The organism is Sphingobacterium sp. B29 (genome assembly GCF_001952815.1).
GTDB classification, from domain to species: domain Bacteria; phylum Bacteroidota; class Bacteroidia; order Sphingobacteriales; family Sphingobacteriaceae; genus Sphingobacterium; species Sphingobacterium siyangense.
In genome coordinates this window covers 5,174,373-5,198,072 of the sequence record NZ_CP019158.1, presented here as the reverse complement: position 1 = coordinate 5,198,072, position 23,700 = coordinate 5,174,373, and the positions used below count along the sequence as shown (strand labels likewise).

Annotated in this window: 28 protein-coding genes; 12 read left to right on the top strand and 16 right to left on the bottom strand. The window is 39.9% G+C overall.

All coding sequences use genetic code 11. The features are described 5' to 3' along the window. A complete protein-coding gene (locus BV902_RS22325; RefSeq protein WP_075993840.1) occupies positions 1–696 on the top strand; it encodes a LytR/AlgR family response regulator transcription factor in 696 nt (231 codons plus the stop codon). Positions 697–795: 99 nt separating this feature from the next. On the opposite strand, the gene BV902_RS22320 is transcribed toward BV902_RS22325, so the two are convergent. Continuing rightward, on the bottom strand, positions 796–1,272 hold the full coding sequence (locus tag BV902_RS22320; protein WP_075993839.1) for an OsmC family protein: 477 nt from the start codon (positions 1,270–1,272) through the stop codon (positions 796–798). Positions 1,273–1,651: 379 nt separating this feature from the next. Here BV902_RS22320 and lpdA point away from each other — a divergent pair, with 379 nt between their 5' ends. Together lpdA and BV902_RS22310 are read left to right on the top strand one after the other, a co-directional pair. Next, complete coding sequence (gene lpdA, locus BV902_RS22315; RefSeq protein WP_075993838.1) at positions 1,652–3,055, top strand: dihydrolipoyl dehydrogenase; 1,404 nt, start codon at positions 1,652–1,654, stop codon at positions 3,053–3,055. A 149-nt stretch (positions 3,056–3,204) separates the two neighbouring features. Beyond that, on the top strand, positions 3,205–3,774 hold the full coding sequence (locus BV902_RS22310) for a Crp/Fnr family transcriptional regulator (RefSeq protein WP_075993837.1): 570 nt from the start codon (positions 3,205–3,207) through the stop codon (positions 3,772–3,774). A gap of 37 nt (positions 3,775–3,811) precedes the next feature. Here BV902_RS22310 and BV902_RS22305 read toward each other — a convergent pair whose 3' ends face one another. Beyond that, complete coding sequence (locus BV902_RS22305) at positions 3,812–4,708, bottom strand: LysR family transcriptional regulator (protein WP_075993836.1); 897 nt, start codon at positions 4,706–4,708, stop codon at positions 3,812–3,814. 97 nt (positions 4,709–4,805) lie between these two features. On the opposite strand from BV902_RS22305, the gene BV902_RS22300 reads away from it, so the two are divergent. Then, the gene (locus tag BV902_RS22300; protein WP_075993835.1) at positions 4,806–5,417 is read left to right on the top strand and encodes an NAD(P)H-dependent oxidoreductase; all 612 of its coding nucleotides are present in this window, start codon (positions 4,806–4,808) and stop codon (positions 5,415–5,417) included. An 81-nt stretch (positions 5,418–5,498) separates the two neighbouring features. Next, positions 5,499–5,789 (top strand): putative quinol monooxygenase, encoded by a 291-nt coding sequence (locus BV902_RS22295; protein WP_075993834.1) that lies wholly within the window; start codon positions 5,499–5,501, stop codon positions 5,787–5,789. 144 nt (positions 5,790–5,933) lie between these two features. Here the strand turns inward: BV902_RS22295 and BV902_RS22290 are convergent, their stop codons facing one another. The 5 genes from BV902_RS22290 to BV902_RS28785 form a co-directional block, all read right to left on the bottom strand. After that, a complete protein-coding gene (locus BV902_RS22290; protein ID WP_075993833.1) occupies positions 5,934–6,257 on the bottom strand; it encodes a hypothetical protein in 324 nt (107 codons plus the stop codon). Positions 6,258–6,353: 96 nt separating this feature from the next. After that, complete coding sequence (locus BV902_RS22285; RefSeq protein WP_075993832.1) at positions 6,354–7,085, bottom strand: type 1 glutamine amidotransferase; 732 nt, start codon at positions 7,083–7,085, stop codon at positions 6,354–6,356. 11 nt (positions 7,086–7,096) lie between these two features. Then, the gene (locus BV902_RS22280; RefSeq protein WP_075993831.1) at positions 7,097–7,828 is read right to left on the bottom strand and encodes a YggS family pyridoxal phosphate-dependent enzyme; all 732 of its coding nucleotides are present in this window, start codon (positions 7,826–7,828) and stop codon (positions 7,097–7,099) included. Next, positions 7,821–8,363 (bottom strand): GNAT family N-acetyltransferase, encoded by a 543-nt coding sequence (locus BV902_RS22275; RefSeq protein WP_075993830.1) that lies wholly within the window; start codon positions 8,361–8,363, stop codon positions 7,821–7,823. Before BV902_RS22275 ends, BV902_RS22280 begins: the two co-directional genes overlap by 8 nt. An 81-nt stretch (positions 8,364–8,444) precedes the next feature. After that, positions 8,445–8,564 (bottom strand): FMN-binding negative transcriptional regulator, encoded by a 120-nt coding sequence (locus BV902_RS28785; protein ID WP_157626187.1) that lies wholly within the window; start codon positions 8,562–8,564, stop codon positions 8,445–8,447. Positions 8,565–8,716: 152 nt separating this feature from the next. On the opposite strand from BV902_RS28785, the gene BV902_RS22270 reads away from it, so the two are divergent. Continuing rightward, positions 8,717–9,211, top strand: coding sequence for a GNAT family N-acetyltransferase (locus BV902_RS22270; RefSeq protein WP_075993829.1), 495 nt, complete (start codon positions 8,717–8,719; stop codon positions 9,209–9,211). Positions 9,212–9,363: 152 nt separating this feature from the next. Here the strand turns inward: BV902_RS22270 and BV902_RS22265 are convergent, their stop codons facing one another. Next, positions 9,364–11,178, bottom strand: coding sequence for a mechanosensitive ion channel family protein (locus BV902_RS22265; RefSeq protein ID WP_083663732.1), 1,815 nt, complete (start codon positions 11,176–11,178; stop codon positions 9,364–9,366). Positions 11,179–11,450: 272 nt separating this feature from the next. Between BV902_RS22265 and BV902_RS22260 the strand changes: the two genes are divergently transcribed. Next, complete coding sequence (locus BV902_RS22260) at positions 11,451–13,919, top strand: glutaminase family protein (protein ID WP_075994933.1); 2,469 nt, start codon at positions 11,451–11,453, stop codon at positions 13,917–13,919. Between the two features lie 95 nt (positions 13,920–14,014). Here BV902_RS22260 and BV902_RS22255 read toward each other — a convergent pair whose 3' ends face one another. From BV902_RS22255 to BV902_RS22245, 4 genes are all read right to left on the bottom strand, one after another. Then, positions 14,015–14,509: a DUF1062 domain-containing protein gene (locus BV902_RS22255; RefSeq protein WP_157626185.1), complete on the bottom strand. Its 495-nt coding sequence runs from the start codon at positions 14,507–14,509 to the stop codon at positions 14,015–14,017. Between the two features lie 503 nt (positions 14,510–15,012). Further along, positions 15,013–16,083 carry a sensor histidine kinase gene (locus tag BV902_RS27840; protein WP_216640395.1) on the bottom strand — a complete coding sequence of 357 codons (1,071 nt, stop codon included), beginning with the start codon at positions 16,081–16,083 and terminating at the stop codon, positions 15,013–15,015. Positions 16,084–16,133: 50 nt separating this feature from the next. Next, complete coding sequence (locus tag BV902_RS27835; protein ID WP_216640394.1) at positions 16,134–16,931, bottom strand: hypothetical protein; 798 nt, start codon at positions 16,929–16,931, stop codon at positions 16,134–16,136. Beyond that, complete coding sequence (locus BV902_RS22245; protein WP_083663731.1) at positions 16,928–17,671, bottom strand: LytR/AlgR family response regulator transcription factor; 744 nt, start codon at positions 17,669–17,671, stop codon at positions 16,928–16,930. Before BV902_RS22245 ends, BV902_RS27835 begins: the two co-directional genes overlap by 4 nt. Before the next feature lie 187 nt (positions 17,672–17,858). Between BV902_RS22245 and BV902_RS22240 the strand changes: the two genes are divergently transcribed. From BV902_RS22240 to BV902_RS22225, 4 genes are all read left to right on the top strand, one after another. After that, on the top strand, positions 17,859–18,512 hold the full coding sequence (locus BV902_RS22240; RefSeq protein ID WP_075993827.1) for a Pr6Pr family membrane protein: 654 nt from the start codon (positions 17,859–17,861) through the stop codon (positions 18,510–18,512). Between the two features lie 73 nt (positions 18,513–18,585). Beyond that, a complete protein-coding gene (locus BV902_RS22235) occupies positions 18,586–19,107 on the top strand; it encodes a hypothetical protein (protein ID WP_157626183.1) in 522 nt (173 codons plus the stop codon). Between the two features lie 148 nt (positions 19,108–19,255). Beyond that, the gene (locus BV902_RS22230) at positions 19,256–19,663 is read left to right on the top strand and encodes a VOC family protein (protein WP_075993825.1); all 408 of its coding nucleotides are present in this window, start codon (positions 19,256–19,258) and stop codon (positions 19,661–19,663) included. A gap of 260 nt (positions 19,664–19,923) precedes the next feature. Further along, positions 19,924–20,187 carry a hypothetical protein gene (locus BV902_RS22225; protein ID WP_075993824.1) on the top strand — a complete coding sequence of 88 codons (264 nt, stop codon included), beginning with the start codon at positions 19,924–19,926 and terminating at the stop codon, positions 20,185–20,187. Between the two features lie 43 nt (positions 20,188–20,230). On the opposite strand, the gene BV902_RS22220 is transcribed toward BV902_RS22225, so the two are convergent. From BV902_RS22220 to BV902_RS22210, 3 genes are all read right to left on the bottom strand, one after another. After that, positions 20,231–20,515: a hypothetical protein gene (locus BV902_RS22220; RefSeq protein WP_075993823.1), complete on the bottom strand. Its 285-nt coding sequence runs from the start codon at positions 20,513–20,515 to the stop codon at positions 20,231–20,233. Beyond that, entirely contained in the window at positions 20,509–21,276 is a 768-nt protein-coding gene (locus BV902_RS22215) for a hypothetical protein (protein WP_075993822.1), read from the bottom strand. Before BV902_RS22215 ends, BV902_RS22220 begins: the two co-directional genes overlap by 7 nt. 350 nt (positions 21,277–21,626) lie before the next feature. Beyond that, positions 21,627–22,247: an HPP family protein gene (locus BV902_RS22210; protein WP_075993821.1), complete on the bottom strand. Its 621-nt coding sequence runs from the start codon at positions 22,245–22,247 to the stop codon at positions 21,627–21,629. Positions 22,248–22,759: 512 nt separating this feature from the next. Here BV902_RS22210 and BV902_RS22205 point away from each other — a divergent pair. Next, entirely contained in the window at positions 22,760–23,218 is a 459-nt protein-coding gene (locus tag BV902_RS22205; protein ID WP_075993820.1) for a VOC family protein, read from the top strand. On the opposite strand, the gene BV902_RS22200 is transcribed toward BV902_RS22205, so the two are convergent. Continuing rightward, positions 23,215–23,553, bottom strand: a complete 339-nt coding sequence (locus BV902_RS22200; protein WP_075993819.1) for a winged helix-turn-helix transcriptional regulator — start codon at positions 23,551–23,553, stop codon at positions 23,215–23,217. The two genes, BV902_RS22205 and BV902_RS22200, sit on opposite strands and share 4 nt — an antisense overlap. Positions 23,554–23,700: the final 147 nt, after the last annotated feature.

The following is a 23,700-nucleotide window of genomic DNA, read 5'->3' as shown; positions in this document are numbered from 1 at the left end:
ATGAATAAAAATAGCTGTATTGTGGTTGATGACGAACCTGCGGCGCATTATGTACTGGTAAATTATATTGAAAGAAGTACTGATCTGCAGTTGGTCGCTCAATGTTATAATGCTTTTGAGGCATTGGATTTTCTTCGGGAGAACAAAGTAGATTTAATCTTCCTGGATATTGAAATGCCCGAAATTAATGGGATGGAGTTTCTGAAGATGCTGGATAACCCACCCAAAACGATTTTGACAACAGCATATTCCGAATACGCATTGGAGAGTTATGATTACGGCGTTGTTGATTATTTATTAAAACCTATTTCATTTCCCCGTTTTTTTAAGGCTGTTCAACGTTTTTTATCCTATAACACGGCTGTGTCGCCCCAGGAAGAAGAGCCCAAATCAATTAGTATACGCATGGATGGCCGTATTATTGACGTTAAATTATCGCAGATCGATTTTATCCAGAGCTTTGGCAATTACGTGAAAATTGTCACTCCTAGTCAGACATTTTTGACCGCAAGCACTACCCAGCAAATTCTCACACAGGTGCCGGCCTCAAAGTTTATCCGTATCCACAAATCTTACATTGCTTCGATCAATAAGGTGATCAAATATGAGCATGGTATGGTACAGATCAATAATACGTCCCTACCGGTCGGTATTACTTTCCGTCGGGAGTTACAGGAGCGGCTAGCCAATAAATAGCGCTAAGCTATGTCCGTAATTCGATCAGGTATCGCCGTTCTTGTCAATTCACAGCATATTATGTCGCAGCATATCATGTGAAGAAAAAAGTTCACTCATTTAGCTGGATGTGCTGATGCTGACGTTGGGGGTGTGCAAGACCGGAAAGTTTACTGAATTGGCAATAAAACAATATTCACTTGCTTTTTTATGTAATTCAATGGCTTGTGCAATCATCGTTGCATCTTTTACCCGGACCGAAGGATTTAGCGTGACTTCTTTAAAACGGCCTTTTCCATTTTCTTCTTCAAGCATGATCGCTGTTGCATGGTCAATATATTCTTCTACAATAATTTTATTGACCGAGCAGAAATGCAGGTACCATAACATATGGCAGGAGGACAGGGAGGCAAGTAATAGTTCTTCGGGATTGTGTTTGCTGGGGTCTCCCAGGAACGCTGGATCCGAAGAACCTTCAATCTCGGCTTTGCCGTCAATGCTAATGCGATGGCTTCTTTCGTAGTTTTTATAATGATCGGTTCCGCTGCCGCGATTTCCTGTCCACGTAATTGTGGCGACGTAATTATGCTGTTTCATTTGAAAATAATCGTTTGACGCTTTTGGTGCTAATCAGGAAGCAAGTTAAAAAAATATGCCTTTATCCTAAACATAAACACAATCTCTTCTGCGTAGAATTGACTTTCATATTATTTTTTTTGATCTAATTTTTTATTTACAATATACTGATTGGTATTTTATTTGTAGGTTTGTACTGATTTTAATTAAATCCAATATTTATGAATAATACGGTGTTTTCTACTGTTTTTAAATATACCTTTTGGTATTTTATTTTGTGTTATGATTGGCGTATATATTGAAATTTTTATCGTAGCCTTTTGGATGGCAACTATGCGGGGCATACTTGTAAGACCTTTTTTGGTCGTGAATAATTCTGTTAACTAAAAATAGTTCGTATATGGAACAATATGATTTGGTTGTCATTGGGTCTGGCCCAGGCGGCTATGTTGCGGCGATTCGCAGTGCCCAATTGGGGTATAAAACCGCACTTGTAGAGAAATATGATACATTGGGTGGTACCTGCACCAATGTGGGCTGTATTCCCACAAAGGCAATTTTGGATAGTACACATCACTATCATGAAGCACAGCATCATTTTGCTGCACACGGGATTCAGGTAGGGGGACTATCGGTGGACTTTGGTCGGTTGTATGCGCGTAAAGATAAAGTGGTGTTGCAAAATACGCAGGGGCTGAATTTCCTGATGAAAAAGAATAAGGTTACGGTGATCCATGGAAAGGCCTCTTTTGTCAATAATTCAACGGTGGAGATTGCTACATCAGCGGGGGAGCGGCTGTCCCTTGGAGCAAAGAAATTTATCATCGCTACAGGTTCCAAGCCAGCGACAGTTCCGGGAGTAACCATAGATAAAAAACGTATCATCAGCTCAACAGAGGCGTTGTCCTTGCAAGAGAAACCAGATAAAATCGTTATTATCGGTGGCGGTGTAATTGGGGTAGAGATGGCATCCATATTCAATAGGCTGGGTTGTGAGGTCACTATTATCGAATATGCCGATCGCCTCCTTGCCAATATGGATCATGAATTGGGGGATGCCTTGAAAAAGATACTGCTGCATGATGGCATTAAAATTTTGCTTGAACAGGCTGTTTACAAAACCGAAAATATAGGCGCTGCGGCAAACGTTTTCTTTAAAGATCGAGCTGGTAACGAGCAGCAGTTACAGGCGGATTATATTTTGGTCGCTGTCGGGCGGAAAGCATTTACAGCGGGGCTTGGTTTGGAGAATACAGCTGTTCAACTAGACACCAGAGGTATGATCGTTACTAACGAGCAGTTACAGACGGCCGTTCCCCACATTTATGCTATTGGCGATGTGATCGGTGGGGCAATGCTGGCTCATAAAGCTGAAGAGGAAGCAATCTTTGTTGTCGAACATATGGACGGCCAAAAACCAAAGATACATTACGATCGGATCCCAAGTGTGGTTTATACCTGGCCCGAAGTGGCTTCCGTTGGCGCAACAGAAGAGGAGCTCAAAGCAAAGGGTATAGCGTATACGATTGGGAAATTCCCGTTTTCCGCAAATGCCCGTGCCCGCGCAGGGATGGATACACAAGGATTTGTAAAAGTGTTGGCCGATCCGAAATATGGCGAACTATTGGGAGTTCATATCATTGGAGCACGTGCGGCCGATCTGATCGCTCAAGGTGTTTTGGGCTTGGAATATGAAATCACCGCCGATAGTATGTCAAAGGTGTCTTATGCACATCCTACTTATTCAGAAGTCTTGAAGGAAGCGCATACCATTGCTTCGGGACGGCCATCCGTAAATATATAGGTATCGTATGCGTCTTTTCGGCGAAGAACAAAACGTATTTCTTTTAGAAGAGCTAAGCGTATTCCCTTCGTAGAAAAGGCGCTGCTTGTCTATTTTTTTGGATACAAACATCAATTTATCTATGTTTGTTGTGTATCAGGCTTTAATTTATGGACAAACAGCTATTGTTGGACAGTATTCAGAAAGAGATCGACCTCACGGAAGATGAAATCTTACGCCTATTGGCTGTTGTGAAATCCAAAAAAGTGAAGAAGAAACAATATTTGCTGTTGGAGGGCGATCTGAGCAGGTATGCTATTTTTGTCGCTTCGGGTTGTCTAAGAAGTTATTGTGTGGATGAAAATGGCTTTCAGTATATTCAACAGTTTGCTCCCGAAGGCTGGTGGATCGGCGATATGTATAGTTTGGTGACCGGAAAACCGGGCAACCTATACATTGATGCGGTATTTGAATCTGAGGTATGGATGATTTCCAAGGTAGATCTGCATCGGCTCTATCAGGAGATTCCGAAACTGAATGTCTATTTTCGGATACTTGCCGAAAATGCATTGGTTTATTATCAAAGTCGATCGATGGAGAATCTCCGTCTAGCTGCCAAAGAACGTTACGAAAAGTTCTGTACACGTTATCCTACATTGATCGACTGTCTTCCGCAGAAACAAGTTGCGGCATATATTGGCGTTACGCCCGAATTTTTAAGCAAAATGCTGCATCAGTAGCGGAAATCGGGCTATCGGCAAGAAATTGCCCGGTGATCTACCATTTCTCTTTTAACAGCGTTTCCAATTGACCGATTTCTTCCTGATACATGGTTTTCTTTCTCGTTCCAAAGTAAAGTATATTCTCCACGGGAGAAGTCCCTTCCCAGATTAGTTTTATTTTTCCGGATGCAAGTGCTTCGGCACAAAGAAAGTCGGGAACAATGGAAAAACCAGTATTGTTGCTCAAGCAGCGTATGATTGAGCTGATATTTGGGACGATATAATTGGGACTGAAGTCTGGATGTTCGCCAAAGTGTGTCGACCAATAGTTTTTTAAATGATCCATATCGGCAGCCGTGCTATACCACAATTGTTTTTTCAGGAGTTGAGCTGCTTCCTTGATTTTATTGTCGCTCAGTAGTGACTCGAGTGTGGATGTGTCGGTCTGACAACCTGCAATCAAGACAATGCGTTCTTTTGAGAAAGCCTCGTATTGTAGATTCTGCTGGTTTCCTTTTTGAGGCGTAATAATAAGATCCAATAAACCATTATCAAGATCCTGCTGCATCTGAGGATATTCTCCAAATTTGATAATTAAATTAAAGGGGAGCTGCGCAATATGTTCTTCCAGCGTGTATTGAAAGGTCTCAAAACACATTCCGATACTGATTGTGACACGTTCGTCCAATGCACGCTTGTGAAAATGCTGTTCACCGGTTTCAAGTTTTTTAAGTGGGTCAATAACATAGTTGTACAAGATTTTCCCCTTTTCGGTCGGCACCATTCTTCGCGCAGATCGATCAAAAAGCTTGTGGCCGGTAAAGGCTTCCAGGGAATTCAGATGTAGGCTGACACCAGGTTGAGAAATAAACAATTCCTGTGCCGCTGCAGATAATGTTCCGGTTTCATAGATTGCCTTAAATGTACGAAGCCATTCTAAGTTCCATTTCATAGTTATTATTTTTATGATACAAATATACAATTTAAATTATTTGTATGATTTAAAAATATGATAGAAATTTGTGTTATCAATAAGAAAAATTATAGAAATGAAAATATTTATTATCAACGGCGGACAGAAATTCGCACACTCGGGTGGTTCTTTCAATACCACAATAACAAATTGGACTGTTGAAACATTGGCTGAAAATGGACTTGAAACAAGGGTAACCAATATCAATGATAATTTTGATCCAATGGTTGAAGTTGAAAATTTTAAATGGGCAGACATTATCGTTTACCATTTTCCTGTATGGTGGTTTCAGGTTCCGAACCGTCTGAAGCTCTATATTGATGAGGTTTTTACGGCGGGTCACAACAACGGTATCTATAAAAATGATGGTCGTTCACGTAAGAATCCGGCTATTAATTATGGTACCGGAGGTTTGATGCATGGTAAAAAATACATGGTGACTTCGAGCTGGAATGCTCCAGAGACAGCCTTTACAATGGAAAATGAGTTTTTTGATCAGCATTCCGTTGATGCCGGTGTTTTATTCGGTTTTCACAAGATGAATCAATTTGCAGGATTGGAACATCTGGGAAGCTTCCATTTTCATGATATGGAGAAGGGTGCGTCTCAAGAACGTGTCGACAATTACGAAAAGGAATATAAACAATATTTGGAAGAGGTCTTCCATTTGGAAACTACGTTAAACTAAAAATTTATTGATCGATAAATCGCTTTATCCATGGCGTTATTGCGATGAAAAGAGTAAATTACCACAATAAAAATCAATAACATGAAGGTATATTTAACCGCAATTTTAAAGGCAGTTCCCGCACATCGGGAAGAAGTATTGGCATTATTGTTAGAAATGGTCGAAGCAAGTAGAAAGGAAGCAGCCTGTATACAGTACGATCTGCATCAGGTAAATAGTGATGAAAACCAGTTTATCTTTTATGAAATATGGGAAGATCAGGCGGGCTTGGATGCGCATAATCAACAACCTTATATTGTCGCATTCGGAAAAGTTGCCGGTGAAAAATTGCAGGAAGCGCCTCAAATTATATTAATGAATAAAATCGCTTAATTTACAATGTGGCCTTTAAGGACCGTATTGAAAAGATAGCAAAGAATATCATGTAGTGGATGACGTGTACAGGCGGAAGATATTAACTATAATTGAAGTATTGGTGGGTACCAAAATCATTTGTGTTGCCTTGAATAAGCTTGTTTATTCTGATTTAGTGACGCGAATGATTTTGTTGGTACCTTGCTGAACAGCGACATCGACTTTATTTCGTTGCGTGTAGCTCTGTTGTAGGAGGTTCAATTTTTTGGCCAGTTGACCATCCTGATTGTCTAGCCAGAAGGTCGCAGCCATAATACCAATTTGAACTCTATAACTGGAATCAGTTTCCGGAACAAGCTGCTCGATAACCTGATGTTGATACCAAGTCAGATTTTTGTTTTCTTTTTGGGAAACACAGGCGTGTAGGAAAATTGCCAGAAGGGCTAGATAGCCCATTTTTAAAAGTTGACTGCGTCTTAGGTTCATCAATAGTTTTTTTGTGTTACACCAAATCTACTATTTTTTATCCAACGAATGAATTACTGCTGTAAATTTTTACGCTCCTGTTTAGACAGAAACCCTTCATTTACTTATTAGACTTCTCGTGTATGCACATTCAAGTAAATCTAAAAATGTATGAAGTTTGCTGTTCATTTCGCGGTAATCAAAAGTCTTAATTTCTTCAGGTGATTGCACAAATTGGAGCGATTGGCTTTGAAGAAAGAGATCTTCTTCTGCATCTATTAAGAGCCGGACGACTTCAGGAGTGAGTTCCATATGGCATTGGAATCCGTAGACGAGATTTGTATAGCGAACAATTTGTCGAGGGCAGCCGACGCTGCTTGCTAAGATTTTACTTTCAGGGGTAAGTCCAGGCATATCGTTGTGCCAATGTCCGACCGGTAATGGGCTGCCAAAATGTGCTATTTTGCTGTCGTTTATTCCTTCTTCTGTGAGCGTGATGGGGAAAACTCCAATTTCTTTTTGCGGACTATGTCTGTACGTTGCCGACAGCGCTTCGCCAATCAATTGTGCGCCCAGACATATACCAACAACCGCCTTGCCTGCATCAATACATTGGCGGATAAAAGCGATTTCGACCTTAGCGTCAAAATAAGGGTATTCTGACGGGGATGAATCTGGACTTTGAGGTCCGCCCATAACGATCAATATATCGATGGAATCGATTTCTTCCGGCAGACGGTCCTGTTGATAGACCTGGGAAAAGGTGAGCTCATGCTGTTGTTTTTCCGCCCAGGTTAAATAGGCCCCGGGTGCTTCAAAAACTTCGTGTTGTATAAAATGTATCCGCATTGGTTTTTATGTTATAGGTTCTCATTCCAGTAATAACTATCTGGTGTAGGACGTTGTCCAAAAATTGCCGTGCCTACCCTGACAATCGTAGCGCCCTCTGCTATCGCTATCTCTAGATCTCCGCTCATGCCCATCGACAATTCTTGCATCGATACACGGGGAATAGCTAGGGCTATAATCTGTTGTTGAATTTGTTTGAGCAATTTAAAACAGGCACGTACCTGTTCGGCCTCGGCACTCAATATACCGATAGTCATCAGTCCTTTAATCTTTAATGTGCTTAGTGTTGCTATTTGCTGAACCAGGCCGATCACTTCCCTTGGAGCAGCGCCGTACTTACTCTCTTCGAAGGAAGTATTTACCTGGATGAGCACTTCCATGGTTTTGTCTTCTTTTAAAAGTCGCTGATGCAATTTTTCGGCGAGATCTATACGATCGATCGAATGGATGCAGGATACGTTGCATTTGAGCAGATCCTTGATCTTATTGGTTTGAAGATGGCCAATAAAATGATTGACATGGGGAACAGTGTTTAAATACTCAAATTTGTCTTTCAGTTCCTGCACTTTATTTTCAGCAATTAGGGTTTGACCAGCTTGCAGTGCGATTTCGATACGTTCGGCAGATACGGTTTTAGTGGCCAGCAATAATTTTACCTCGCGGGGATCGCGACGGCTTGCTTTGCAGGCTTCGTCTATACGTTGTTGTATGACCTGTATATTTTCTGCTATAAACTCATGCATGGTGCGGTTGTACTGTTTTTTTCATCATGATATCTATTTGTTTATCGTCACCCAGTTGAAAAATATGCTGGTCGAATGCGACAAAACCATTTTTCTGATAGAAATTGATTGCCCGCAAGTTTTTTTCCCAAACACCAAGCCAGATAAATGAAGCTGCTTTTATTTGGGCTAAGGCTAGTGCTTTTTCAAACAATAACTGTCCCACTTTTCTATCCTGAAATTCCTGTAATACATAGATGCGCTCGATTTCTAATGCCTGCGGGCACTGTTGTTCGGTCTGGGCCTGGCCGGTATTTACTTTTAGGTAGCCAATAACATCATTTTTCAAGACAGCGAAGTAAAATTCAGATTCGTTGTCGCAGAGCTCGGACAATAATTTTTCCTTTGAAAACCCTTCGGCTAGATAGGTCTTCATATTCTCTTCGGTATTCGTGTCTGAAAAGGTCTGAATAAATGTTGCTTTTCCTATTTGCTGCAGCAGGTCAATATCTGTTAGTTTTACCTGTGTGATTTCTATGTCAGTGTGTGTGTTCATTTTTTTTCGTTACTTATTGATCCATTTTTCATTGCTGCGGCAATATTTCATTCGAGCTCATTGTCGCTATTTTCCAGAAAATCACAGATACGCTATTGGAACCCCCGCTTTAATCGATACAATGGTCGCAAAACTATATTGTTGCATAAATTCGACCTTTTCTGCGTAATCTTCGAACTGGAAATGTTTGGGTACATACATGCAAATAGCTATTTCTTGATTTTATCCAAAATTACAGCCAATAGATGCAACTGAGCTAGTCCAATTTGAATAATGTCGCTGGTCCAGTGTTCATTTATTGCGCTTGCTTAAGTATATTTACGCTGAAAGATAAGCAAAGAAAGGTGCCAGAAATGGAAAAATATGAACTAAGACGTTTAGAAATAGGAGAATGGCAGGAATATAAAAAAATTAGACTGGAGGCCTTGTTTTCTACCCCTGAGGTTTTTGGCAGCAACTATCAAAAAGAAGCAGGGTACAGTGATGCAGCATGGATGGCTTTGCTTGATAATCCCAAATGTGCGATGTTCGGCTTGTATAACCAAGGCACATTGGTCGGGCTGACTGGTGTTGTATTGGATAGGGCAGATGAGTCAAACGCGATTTTGATCGCTTCTTTCATTCAGGAAAGTCATAGAGGCCAGGGTTTATCCCGTTTGTTTTATGAAGCGCGTATCGCATGGGCACTTGAGCAAGGCTGCCTTCAGATTACGGTATCCCATCGGGTGGGGAATGATGCGTCTAAAGCGGCGAATCAGTCATTTCATTTTAAATACACGCAATCCAGGGATGTCGTTTGGCCTGACGGAGTCGAAGCCGAAGAGCTAATTTATGTTTTACATCTTTAGTTAACAAGCTCACAAGTTAACAAGCTCACAAGTTAACAAGCTCACAAGTTAACAAGCTCACAACAGTGGATGAATTCAGCAGGATATACATACCGGGTCAAAACGCATCACATATTCTTTGCAGTAATCAGCTAAAAAATTGTCCTTTCAGATCAGTTATTGTACGAGCTGTTGGGCATTTTTGGATTATATTGTTGTACATGGTCAACTTTAGCAAATATGTGTGGGCCATTCATTTCAATTCCTGCGGCTAGAAAGTCATCTAAGATCGATTGAAAAATTTCAGACTTTGCCAGTTCAATTTCACTAGATTTAGCGATGTATACATTCAGTTCATAGAGGACATAGAAGTCGTCTAATTTTTTTTGTAAGACGAATGGCGCGGGGTTAAGGTTGACCCTTTTTATTCGGGGTGGGATGTTCAGGAGCAATTCGTGTATACGTTGCCAAGGTTCTTCATAACCGACTGTCAATTCCACCTGAAAGCAGATTCCGTCTTCTGAGAAGGTTGAATAATTGACGGTATTTCCGGAAAGTACCGAAGAATTGGGGATGGTAATTTCTTCATTTTTTATCGTTCGAAGCCTTGTTACCAGTGGTGATTTTTCGATAACAACGCCTGTTTTATCGGCGATGGTGATGCGGTCTCCGATACGGAAAGGACGCATATAGGTGATCACAAGTCCCGCTATGATATTGGAAATTGCAGAAGATGATCCTAAAGAAAATAGGACACCTATAAATACAGATATTCCTTTAAAGATATCTGAATTTGCACCGGGTAAATACGGGAATATGAGCACCAGTGTGAAGGCTTGGAGCAGAAAGCGAACAATCGTAAAGGTAGGCATGGCAAAATCGCGATGGAATCCATTAATCTCCAATTTGCCTTTGTCAATTTCGCTAAAAATATACTTTATGAATCGAACGGCATACCGCATGACAACGAGTATGACAAATACGGTAATCAGATTGGGGATATAATCCCAAATGGCCAAAACTGCGGTCTTCAGGGGTTTTGTGAAAAGTCCAATAAGATTGGATGCCCAACTCTGTGTAAATGGAAAAACACTGAAGACAATCGGCAGCATGATAAAGGCAATGAGGACGATCAGGCCCCAGCGTAAGATATTTATTGCATGAATAAACATCCGTGTTTTTTGTACCGAAGTGACAAGGACATAATTTTTGATCTTAATGTCTTTTATCCGCTGTGTTCTTTCCTTCAAAATTCGTTGCGTACCATATTTTTTCAACTTGTTTATCAATAGAACCAATATGGAAAAGACAAGGAGAATGAGCAATACAAGTCCAATACGGGTAAGAAGTTTTGTAATGCTGTTATCTGCACGTTCCGTTGTGATTGAATCCTGAATTCTTTTTAAGTAGTTTGCCGCAATCTCTTCTTTGCTTTTTCCTTCAAGTAGTGCGTCGAGTTCTGTGACGGAAGTTATGACGAGATCTTTATAAACGATGTCAGCACTGATTTCGTTGTTTTCGATTTTAAACGAATCTACTTTCACAAAATCGTCTTCATATAGATTATGGATTCTGCTGACCACATTGTAAGCTCGGTCTTTGGCCAATGATGATCCAAGTTTATTATAGATATAGAAGAGGGTATCCTGAAATGGCGCGACTGCATATCTTTTTGTGTTTTTTTTGATGGAGTCTACTTTAACTTTCAGCTGCTGCTTCCGAAGGTTGTTTTCTTCGTCAAACTCATTCAGCTGCTGTTTTAAATTTTCCTTTTTTGGGCTATTTTGACTTTTAAGATCGGCAATTTCATGCTGAAGCTTTACCCGTTCAAGAGAATCATTAATTTGCTGTTGTCTAATTCCGTTCAGTAAGGAACTCAGATCCAATTCTTTTTTATTGACCGAATCTGTTTCTTGTGCATAAAGCCGTGTGCTCGTTGAAAAAAGACAAGATATGGTCATTAAGAAATAAACGTAAATACTTCTCATTGTGTTGTTGGTAAAATTGAATGCCGATGTTTATTAGGTCATTTTGCACATAACGATCGGACGGGTTCTCAAAGATAATAATTATCTTGATTAGATGGCAGCATGTCAAATATGATATAAATTGAAGGTAAAATGATACGATGCGACAGCTGAATTTAAATTATTCCAACTTTCTTTGTTAAAACGATTGTGCATATGCTCAATGGGGAAAACTGTATAGCTAATTTTATCCAAAAAATATGATTAAACCTTTTCAAAAATCTATTTATGCAATGAACAAACTTGGGAAGATAGGTCTCTGTGTTATTGTGGCCTGTGTTTCCACTGTTTTAGATGGACAAGCTCAAGAACGCAAAGCTCCGGCTTATCCATTGATTACACACAACCCGAATTTTAGTATATGGTCTATGACTGATCAGCTTCATGCGTCGACAACGAAACACTGGACAGACGCTGATCATTCGCTGTTGGGCTTAATTGATGTTGATGGCAATATTTATCGTTTTCTTGGCAAAGAAGAGCCTAGTTATGCGGTTATTCTACCGACTTCGGAAGATAAATCTTATACGGTACAATATACTGAATCAAAACCTCAAGGCAGCTGGGAGTCTTCCGCTTATAATACGAATACGTGGAAATCGGGACTTGCACCCATCGGTGATGATGCGCAGCAGGTAAAGACGCTTTGGAAATCGGACGATATCTGGGTGAGACGTGAGTTTTCCGTAGCGGATCCGAAGGGCATCAATGAGCTGTTTCTAAAACTCAATCATGATGATAATATAGACGTATTTTTGAATGGGAAGAAGGTTTACGAAAAGGTAGGTTGGACTAACAGCTTTCACTATTTACCGATTGACAAGGCGAATTTGAAGGCCGGGCAAAATCATATTGCCATCCATTTGAAGAATAGTGCTGGCGGTCGTTACCTGGATTTTGGCTTGGTCGACAGGCTTAAAGAGCGTGGACCGAAAATTCAGGAAGCCGTGCAAAAAGATGTGGAAATAACAGCGACGCGTACGGTCTATAATTTTCAGGCCGGTAAGGTGGATCTGAAATTAAGCTTTACGTCGCCTTTGCTTATGGATGATCTGAATTTATTGGCTCGACCGGTAAGCTATATCACGTATAACGTAAAAGCAAACGATGGCAAGCAACATGCTGTTAAAGTTTTTCTAAGTGCATCCACAAATATTGCGGTGTATAAGCCTTCACAGGAAGTAACCGCCGATAAATATGAAACGGCAAAATTGTCGGTACTAAAAGCGGGAACGGTCGAACAGCCTATTTTGCAAAAAGGTGCCGATGATATGCGGATAGACTGGGGGTATTTTTATGTTGCTTCACCAAAGCGGTATAAAACGCAACAGTTTATTAGTCCGAGGGGCGGAGCCGTCGACGCCTTTAGAAAGGGAACAACGACCGCTGCAAAAACTGTTAAGGGTACCTCACTTGCGCTGAACACGGTCATTCCATTTGGCAATGTGGGGGCGAAAGCGGAGGAGCGTTTTGTTGAGGTAGGCTACGATGAAATTTATGCGATTCAGTATTTCAAAAATAACCTGCGACCATGGTGGAACAATTCTGGCAAAGAAACAATGGAAAATCAGCTGACTTTGGCTGCAGATGAGTATCGTAATGTGCTCGATAAGTGCGTAGCATTCGACAAAGCTGTATATGCAGATGCATTAAAATCGGGTGGAAAAGAATATGCACATCTTAGTGTGCTAGCTTATCGCCAAAGTATAGCAGCACATACCTTGGTGAAAAGTCCACAAAATGAACTGCTATGGCTTTCCAAAGAAAATAATAGTGGTGGTTTTATCAATACGGTGGATGTCACTTATCCTTCAGCACCATTGTATTTGATCTATAATCCGGAGCTGTTGAAAGGGATGTTAACTGGAATATTTTATTTTAGCGAGAGCGGTAAATACCCCTATCCTTGGGCGGCTCACGATTTGGGTACGTATCCATTGGGCAATGGTCAAACCTATGGCGAGCCTATGCCTGTGGAGGAATCGGGCAATATGATTATTTTAACTGCAGCAATCGCGAAAGTGCAAGGGAATGGGGACTATGCGAGGAAGCATTGGAAAACATTGACAACTTGGGTAGATTATCTCGTTAAAGATGGCTTTGACCCTAAAACGCAGCTCTGTACAGACGATTTTGCTGGTCATCTTGCACGAAATGCCAATTTATCTGTTAAAGCTATTGTGGGTATTGCCTGTTATGCGCAGCTAGCGGAGGCCATTGGTGAAACTGCAATCGCAAAAAAATACCGTGCAATTGCGGAGGAAATGGCTCCGAAATGGATGGAAATGGCAGATGCGGGCGACCATTACGCGCTGACATTTGACGATAAAAATACCTGGAGTCAAAAATATAATTTGATCTGGGACAAAGTGTTGGGATTGAATCTGTTTCCGCAAAAAGTGTATGATACGGAAATTAAGTATTACCTGACCAAGCAAAATAGATTCGGCATACCATTGGATAGCCGTAAGGCCTACACCAAAAATGACTGGATTCTTTGGACAGCATCATTTGCTCCGTCAAAAGAAGCATTTGAAGCTTTGGTGAAACCTGTCTATAATCATGCGATTCAAACGGAATCCCGTGTCCCATTAAATGATTTTTATGATTCGACTACGGGTATCCGTGAAAACTTTAAGGCGCGTAGTGTTGTTGGAGGTTTTTACATGAAACTTTTAGCGGATATAATGAAACAAAAATAAATAATGTCAATGAGCAGGGGGAGAACCTGCAATGAAATTTAGTTTGTGTTTAGTTAATAAGACGGCGGGCAATTATAGGATTGCTCGCCGTTTGTTTATCGGGTTATGCGTTTCAATGCTTCGCATGATATTTTCACAATATCCTCATGTTTGATGCGATGTTTTTTTTCTAGAAATTTTCCATGTACAGTAATTGCCTGCATAGTGATGAGTCGGTCAAGCTGCCTGGATGATAGTTTTAAACAGTTACGAATGACGGTGGCTAGTTTGAGCTGAAAGCTGAATACATAGATGACTTTGAAGGATAAGGTGTCTTCGTTTGTGCTGTGCAAATTCTCCATGAACCGCTGTTCATACTGTATTTCATATTTGATGGTATCGAAATCTGCTTCAACATTGTTCTTTTTTCTGATTTCTGTTGAAAAAGCGTATTGCCATGCTAGCTCCCTGTTGTTTTCCTGAAATCTATGAAACAGTTCCTTATTGATGGATTCGGGGCTGGCACGGGAAAAAATGGTCATATTGTAGGTGTTATCACATTTGATACATCTATAAATCAACCAAACGTCGATATTTTTTTTTCTGTGCATTCATTCTGAACTTTTCACTGCAGTAGAACCTATCACTATCACAATGGCTGCAGGATCTTTTGAGAAGGGGAGTGTTGTGTGCTTTGATCTCCCAGATATATTCTTTTCGCATGAGTTGTAGTCGCGCTTAATATTCTTTATTTGATTTTTGATGTTATCGACGATATTGGAAAGGATGGGATACGGTATTTTAAATACTGAAATAGCATAAAAATACTCTCCTGAGCTAACAATACCGAGAATAATAGGGTGAAATGAAAACCTGTTCGGATAGGAGTTACCCGAATAAAAGAATAATTAGCCTGTGGTTTGTGAGGCTAAATTATGCGACTATAAATTTGAAAATTGTGTTCAAAACGCTATTTCGTTGGTTTATAAACGAATTTAATTAATTTAATTGATTTTCCATGGATAACGAATGAAATTGCGCTACAATTTATATCCTATCTTGATATTAGATGACAAGTTGAATGCGCTGCAGTTTGTTTAAATAATATAAATCGTTAATAGGTAATTGGAATAAGAAGTGTGACCGTAGTGCCAGCAGTTGGGTCTTTGGTGGTCTGAAGACTCGCTTTTTTTCCTAACAATTGCATACGTTCGCGACTGATTGTTCCAGAGAGTGAACGATGTGTAATTTCAGGAATGTCTGGATTGACTTTACCGCTATCTTTAATCGTCACCCGTAGGATATCTGCAGACAACGCAAACTGGATGTCAATACTACCATCGCCCGTTTCGAGGTTTATACCGTGCAGAATTGCATTTTCAACATAGGGTTGTATCAGCATTGGCGGTAGCATGACTGCACTTAAATCTTGATCTTCAGGTTGTGTGATTTGGTAATGAAAAGCATCTTCAAAACGCATTTGCTGTAAGATCAAATAGTTTTCTAGGGTTTCAAGTTCCTCATTTAATGGAACGAGGTTTTCACGGCTTAATTCGAGATTGCTACGTAATAGTCGGCTGAAACGGTTCAAATATTTGATGGCATTTTCTTTTTTATCCAGGCGCATGAAGCTCTGTACAGCGGAAAGGGTATTGAAAATAAAGTGCGGTTCCATCTGTGTGCGCAACAACTGCTGCTGCAATAAAACCTTTTCTTTCTCTTGCCTGGAGCGTCGCTGGCGAAAACTGTAATATAGGAAGAAAAGTATGATGATCAATAGAATAACCGCCAAGGAGGAAATGATCAGTCCTAAACGATTTTGTTGTAGCTGAAGTTTATTGATCTTGATATTTTCGTTCAGTATACGAATAGACTGATCTTTCGCCTGGAGTTGATATAGGGCATTCATTTCTGCGATCGCTTGTGTATTCTCCGATTGGTAAATACCCCTTTGTAATTGCACAAGGTGATTTAGTACGTCTATAGCTGCTTTATCTTTTCCTTGCAGGCGATAGACGGCTGCGAGACTGTTTTGAAATGTAATTTCGTTGTTGGGAAAGATCAATTTGGGAAACTGCGCTTTAAGTTTGCTGGCTTTTTGGATGAATTTTTCTCCCAATGCTGGTTTATTTAATGAAACATAGATTGCGGCTACATTACTGTAATCTACAAATAAATTGTTCATCAGTATAGAGGAAGCTGTCTGTTGGTGCAAGCGTTCATCTATTGCTATTTTTAGCAACTCGTAATGTAAATGGAATCTGGTTTCTTAGCCGTTTCATAGTATTGGATCTTCGAATCGTAAAGAAAACTAATGTTGTATTTGTCTGGATTTTTAGTGTGTAATTCTTCGAGTTGATGAAGGAAGGGGGCAATATCTTCTGCTGGCCGTTGTAAGGTGTTCAGCGTCTGTATCATTTGTACCAATACGCGTTGTCGGTTAATATGTCCTTCCGGTAGTGAATCAATTAGGGGGAGTACCGAACGATTCATTTTTTCGGCAAGGTTATACTGGAAGGAGCTCAAGTTGTTTTGGGCAGCGGACAATAATATCGCTGATTTTGCTTCGGTTGACAGTCCTGCAGCGGTATCCGACAAAACAATCGTGGCGGCTTTGTTATAATAATAGCCCGCTTCGCGTTGTTTTGCTTCTATGCTACGGATGTTTCCTATGCCATTGTAAATAAGTGCTTTGTATTTTGCGTTTCCAGTGGTGGGTTCAATGAGTTCAAGCGCCTGTTGAACAAAAAAAAGAGCGGAATCTTGACCGCTCATAGCATAGAGTCGTGCCAGGTAATATTTTACACGGGCAGCGAGTACCGTGTCTTTTTTTACGGTGGAATTATGGTTTAACGTTAACCAGGCCTGTTTGATGGAATCTCCATTTGCTGCAGTTAATTTTCGGTCTTCGAGCGTTTTAATCTGTGCAGCAATAGCATCATAGTCGGGCGAGGGTGTGTCTTTCTTTCGAGCGCAAGCGATAAAAAACAAAGGCAGTAGTAGCCAAGGGAAAATGCGGTTCAGTGCGCTCATTTTTCTGGGAAAAGCTGATTTAAGATCGAGTTTTTTCTACGTGATGAAATTGGAATTTCCTCTTTGTTCTTTAAGACAATATATTCGGAACGATTGACACCAGAAATATGCGACCTGTTGACAAGATACGATTGATGGGTGCGTAAGAAATAAGGCTGTGGCAATAATTCTTCATAATATTTGAGGGGTTTAGAGATTAACTCTTTTGTACCATCATTTAAAAAGAAAAAAGTATAGGGACCGTCTCCTTTGCAGTACACGATGTTGTGAACAGGGACGATACGTACCTGGTGTATGGAAGACAAGGCTATGCTTTCGGGAAGTTCACTGGCATGTAAAGCTTCTTGTGCCATTGATAAACGTTGCATCCATTGGGGATTGTTTTCGCTTTTACGCCGGTAACGTTCTAAGGCTTCGTTTAGTTCGGTTTGATCGACTGGTTTCAAGAGATAATCCAAAGCACCGTATTTGATGGCTTTGATTGCAAAATGATTGTAGGCCGTAATGAAAATAATATTCTGTGGAATAACGGTTAGCTTTTTTAGGATGTCAAATGCTGTACCATCACGGAGCTGAATATCCATAAGTATAACGTCTGGTTGTTTCTCTTCAATCAATTTTACAGCATTTGTCACCGTATCGCTCCAGCCAACAAGTTCAACGTCAGTTTCCTGTTGGACCAAATAGCTGATTTCTTTGCGTACGGCGGGTTCATCCTCGATAATGGCTACTCTAATCATTTATCAATACTTTATAGCGTATAAAAATAATAATTGTTAGTAAGGAAACTGAGTCCATTTACAATTCGTTGCAATTATTTACAATCTGGATTCCGGGTTCGAACAGCGGTGAATTGGATTTGATCATTTAAAATTCCAAATAGCAGTTGAAATTTTTATATTTAGTATTGTATAGACCACTCGTAATATGGAGACTCAAAGTTCATTAAAATCGGTTTTCGCTGGTAGCATTGGTTTGATTACCTTGTTTGCAGTCGTTGGGCAATTTGTATTAAGCGCTCTCGTCTCTAAGCTTGGGCGCATGGACTATATTGTTCAGTTTTTTAGTTATTTTACGATTCTAGGTAATGTAATGGTTCTGCTATGCTGTTTTTTTACTGTTTGCTGGTCAAAAAGTCGAATAGGCCTATTTTTTACTAAACCCGAAACAATTACTGCGGTAACATTATACATTCTTATTGTCGGAATTATCTATAATACCCTACTACGCTTTCTGTCGCATCCACAGGGTTTATCAATGGTAGTTGACGAATTATTGCATGTGGTCACTCCTTTGAGTTTTTTCCTTTTTTGGTGGCGCTTTTTGGACAAGGGAACAATCCGTTGGAATCATCTTTTCTATTGGCTGATCTTCCCATTAGTCTATCTTTTTTATACGTTGTGGCATGGTTCGTTTTCTGGATTTTATCCGTATCCTTTTGTCAATGTTTCCGAGTTGGGGATGGACAGGGTTCTTTTGAACAGCTTTGGAGTGACCTTGGTTTTCGTCGCAATTGGTGCATTATTGATCGTATTGGGAAAATGGCAGAACAAACGGCATTCTCAACGGATTAAAAAATAAGAAAACTCAAAGCTTGTCGATCTTGTTATATTACTAGAACAGCGTTCTATTTTTTACTTTAATTGAATTGAAAATGGTTATACGATTTTTTGTCTGTGTCTCTTTGGTATTATGTGCGATATGTTGTTTTGGTCAAGTTGATGTTGATAAAATGCGAGCCGAGTACGCTACTGCTGTTCAAAATAAAAAACTCTGTGAAGCGAATCTGAAACTATTGGAAGGAGCTGCCAATTCCGCAACGGAGAAGGGATACCTGGCTGCTTATGAAATATTATGGGCGAAACATATGGGTAATCCGTTTACAAAATTAGGTCAATTCAAGAAAGGGAAAAAGCTTTTGGAGGAAATGATCATGAAATATCCCGATAATATCGATTTACGTTTTATTCGTTGGAGTGTGCAGACACATGCGCCCTCTTTTTTAAGCTATAGTAAAGATCGATTGCGGGACAAGGAGTATTTGGTGCACAACTTACATAAATTACCCAATCCAAAGGGCCGAGAAGTGATCTATATCTATTTGAAAGAAGCAAATAGTTATCTCAAAGGTGAGCATGTGTTTTCACAGGCCGAATTGAATGAGCTCGCTAAGTAACAAGCGATCCATATAACGAGCTATCCATATAAGGCGTGGTCATTCCGCTGCTTATTCATTGATGCTGCATAAAAATCTTCGCATAGGTCAAGTTTTTTTTGGATGAAAATTTTCAACTTTGCATGATCAATAGCAATTAAACTTTAAAATGATGAAACAGATATTTATTAATCTCGTCGTAGCCGATGTGAATAAGTCAATGGATTTTTATACACAATTGGGCTTTACGAATAATCCTCAGTTTTCCGATGAACAAGGCAAATGTATGGTTTGGAGTGAGCATATTTTTGTGATGCTTTTATCTCCGGATAAATTTAAAACATTTACAGAAAAACCGCTTGCAGATACAAAAAAACAGATTGCAGCACTACTTTCACTTTCTGTTTCTGGTTTGGATCGTGTGAACGAAATTGTTGATAATGGATTGAAAGCCGGAGGAATTGAACCAACGCCAATGAAAGACTACGGTTTTATGCAACAGCGAAGTATTGAAGATTTTGACGGTCATACCTGGGAGATATTTTATATGGATATGAGCAAATTTCCAGCGGCATAGAAATCATATCGGAATAATCGGTTATCGTAAAGTCCCTTGCAGTAATGTAAGGGACTTTTTCTTTTGTTGTTAAGGTAGCGAAGTAGCTGTATGCCGATGATTGCTGCTGCCGATTTTTTTTAGCGGTTCCACGAATATTAAACCATCGGATGCGAATTATAGTTGTGCCTTGGGAAAAGCTGGGCTAGGGATTACATTTGACAACATATCCGTTTGCTGTTTAGATAAACGGATGGCTAACAAATCATAAAACTTGACACATGTTTAAAAATAAAAAGCTCAGCAAAAACCCACTTCATTATGTTTATGCGGTGATATGGTTGGTGTTATTTGGTTCCATTGCTTACTACGTTTATTCGGGAGCGGCATTTAAACCGGAGAATGGTAAAATTCACCTCTTAGCTATCCTTATTGCGTGGGTGGTGGAGTATCTGGGGCTTACAATTACAAGTCTACTCTTCTTATTGTATGGGATCTATCGGGCCATGACAACCGTTTTAGCGGATGTGAAGGATAATTTGTAAAAGAGCGTTTTTGGCTTACTAGTCAAAAACGCTCCTGTATAAGCTATGAAATAGCGGTATCCAATAGGTCATAGAGACTTTTGATCAAGGCCCGTATTTGGCTGCCATGCCGATCGGAAAATGAAAACTCATCTGCAAATCGGTTTGCCCCTCTCAAAAACTCCCGAAGCTGTTGTACATCCGCTGTAGTTGATGTGCCTGAAAATTTATTCTCATAAAGAAGAACATAGTCTAAAAACGGTTGAGCTGACTGGTTGAGTGAAACTTCCTGTTGCAATAGTGTCAGAAGTTGCAGATAATGCGCTTTGATGTATTCAATAGTTACCATGGTAAAGGAATTTCTTGTACTAGTTGTTTAAAGGCATCATCTCTGATAGCTGCAGGGATAAATAGCTGAATTGCTTTACCTGGCAGATGGGGGTTGATTATACCTGCGGCAATGGGTTGTCTTGCGGTGGTCCCTTGCCATACTTTTAGTGTTTTGGCTTGTGGCACTTCATAGCGGTAGAATTTACTGAAGTTGTTCCATGCCGGTTGAACGGCAGTACCGCCGATTACGTCGCCAACGGATTTTGGAATCTCTTTGGTCCAGTAGCCGCCAGCAGGATTTCCGCCAGTGACACGATATATTTTGGTGCCTGCGGGTAGTTCTGTCGCTGTAGCGTCGACAAAGTTGGCTGCTTCAACAGCAGGTAAATCTAAATCGGGGTTATTCCATGGGCTGTTTTTTCCATTGGCTAAGCCATTCGGTACATAATCAGATTTTTCTATTCCAGGGATATTGTTCCAGTCTTCAATATATACTCTTTGATGATAAATACTTTGTGCTGTTTCTAGGTTATTCAGCAGAGCAGCCTTATCCTTGGACTTAGAAAATGCCTCTTTGAGTTTGGTTTGGTCCAAACCTTTTGCTATCCAATTGTTTAATTTGGCTTTGGTGCCTGTTCCTAAAGATTTTTCGAGGTCGTCCATCCAACTGGTCGAATTTTCGATTTCATCAATTGGATCCTTATCCGAGGAACAATTAACGACAAGTTGACTTGTGAAGATTAACAGAATCAACAGCACTGTTTGAGTAAATCTGGTCATGATTGGTTTACGTTGTTAGTATATAATTAAATGTAATTAATAAAATAGTTAACGTGTTTTTTAAATAATGGTTTTGATTTAAGTGATTATTTGTTAAATAATTATTTTTATGGAAATACTTTTATGTATTAATATGTGTTTTGCTGGTGAAATTAGGTAATTGTTAAAATTTATGCAAGTTAATTTTGAGAATTTACTTAATTTAAAGGAAAGGTAATTTTATGGACTATAGTGGTTTTCTAGTCTCAAAATAGATCTTTCTAGCTTAATCTTCGGCGGATTTTGCCAGGATATGAATCAAGTACCCATTCTATCCGATAGATTTGGATAGAATGAGGGATTCCAGAACTTTATAGGTTTGACGGGTTCTTGGCGCTATCAAAACGGGTTTTTAGATGCTGCCTTCTTGAACGGCGTAAACGTGATTTTTTTACAGGATAATGTCTCTTTTTTGTGATATTGTTAAAGATTAGAGCCACCAGGAATAAAATTATGCAACCTGATAGTACTGGACTTAATACGTACCAATATCCCATTGAAGAGATCTTTGTTCCGCTGCTGACTGCAATGAGTGCAGTTGCTCCACCAGGAGGATGCAGCGTGCGTGTATGTTGCATACAAACAATGGACAGGGCAACGGCAAAGGGAGCGGTCAGCCAGATAATATCGGGAAGGAGCTGTGCAACGGTAACTCCGGCGATTGCAGAAACAACATGGCCGCCGATTAAATTGCGTGGCTGTGCAAGTGGACTTTGTATGGCACCATAAACCAAAACCGAGGAAGCTCCGAAAGAACCTATCAAAAAGACATTTTCGAGCGAAGGTAAATGAAGTGATTGGATATAAGCGATAATAAATATCCCAACAAATGCACCAATAAATGACCAAAAATGTTCCCAAGGATCGACTAATGTCTCTCTATAGATCACATATCTATAGATCCGTAATTGTCTGTGGAGATGCTGTTTCATTTTATTTGCAAAAATATGTAGACCAAGGGCTTTAAACTTTGCGCATTCTATCTTGATTTTTGAAGAATTTATAACATTCGATTTCTTATGCTGGGTGTCACGATACTTTGGCAGCAAAGTCCATCGAAATGATGTCTAAGGAATGCCCCATTTTTATAGACTCATGGTAGTTACAACGCTTTTGGCTCTTGTTCAGATCGAAAAATTTACCGGGCAAAAGTACACTAAAATAATAAGATCTATCTCCTGTAATTTAAAATCTCCCTTTTGATACGGCTAGTTTTAACGTATACTCTTTTCTGGTCCAATAGAATTGGTTGTTGGTTTTCTATCCGATCTTTCAGTATCATTTTGTGCAAATAGTTAAGTGGATGTTAGTTTGATGAAATTGGTTTCATTGCGGCGCGCAATGTGGCCCTGTTGGTTTTCGATCCGACCAGTGCAACTTACAATTTTGTAAGTTGTTCCAGTCTCCGGAAAAACACTTTAGTTTTGTTCAAAAATTATACGCTATGGAATTGAAAGATAATATTGTAGGTTTTCACCACCTGTCGATTAAGGCTCAGGATTTTGATAAGACGATTGGCTTTTATGGAAATCTTGGTTTTATTGTCGTGCATGAATGGTCGTTACCCGAGTTCAATTTAGAACGCTGCGCCATGCTTTTTAATGCCTCTATAGGCTATTATTTGGAAATTTGTGATAAGAATGCTGCTATTCCAACGCAGGGAAGAAGGCGTATAGAGGGGGAGGAGTATGTCGAGAATGCGCTACTTCATCTGTGTTTTACGGTAGAAGATGCCGAAGATGCCCGAATACAGGCTATCGCCCATGGTGCAGAGGACCTGAGTGCCGGTGTTTTCGAACTCAGGCTCAGTCAAGGTAAAAAAGATGTTTTTGTACGCAACAGTCTCGTTTATAGTCCAAATGGAGAGGTGATTGAATTTTTGGAGCGGGTTGATTTTAGTTAAGGATGGTCGTTGTTGAACCGAGAAAGGGCTGCCAATAGGGGTTTTAGCTGATGACTTTTGTCGGTCAGTGAATAGACAGATGCTGTTTTACTTCGGTCTTTTTGAATGAGTCCATCCAGCTGCAATTCTTTCAATTGTTTCGCAAGTGTACGATCGCTTACTTGGGGCAGAAGAATTTTGAATTCCGAATAGTTTGTGTCCTGCTCGAGGAGTTTGAATAGAATCGAAAGTTTCCATCGACCACTGAATAATGCCAACGTTTTTGAGGCGTTACAGAACTGTTGTAATGTTTTTTCATTGATTGCATTCGTCGAATTTTCTTTGCGGTCTGTCATAGCTACTAATATCGAAAAAAATGTGAAGAATGAAAGGGATATTTCCCTAGTAATTTGTGTCCTTCCGTCATCGATTTATTTTTAATAATTCTTTTATTTAGAATTATTAAAAATAGCATATCTTTGGGCCATTATTCATTGCGCTCC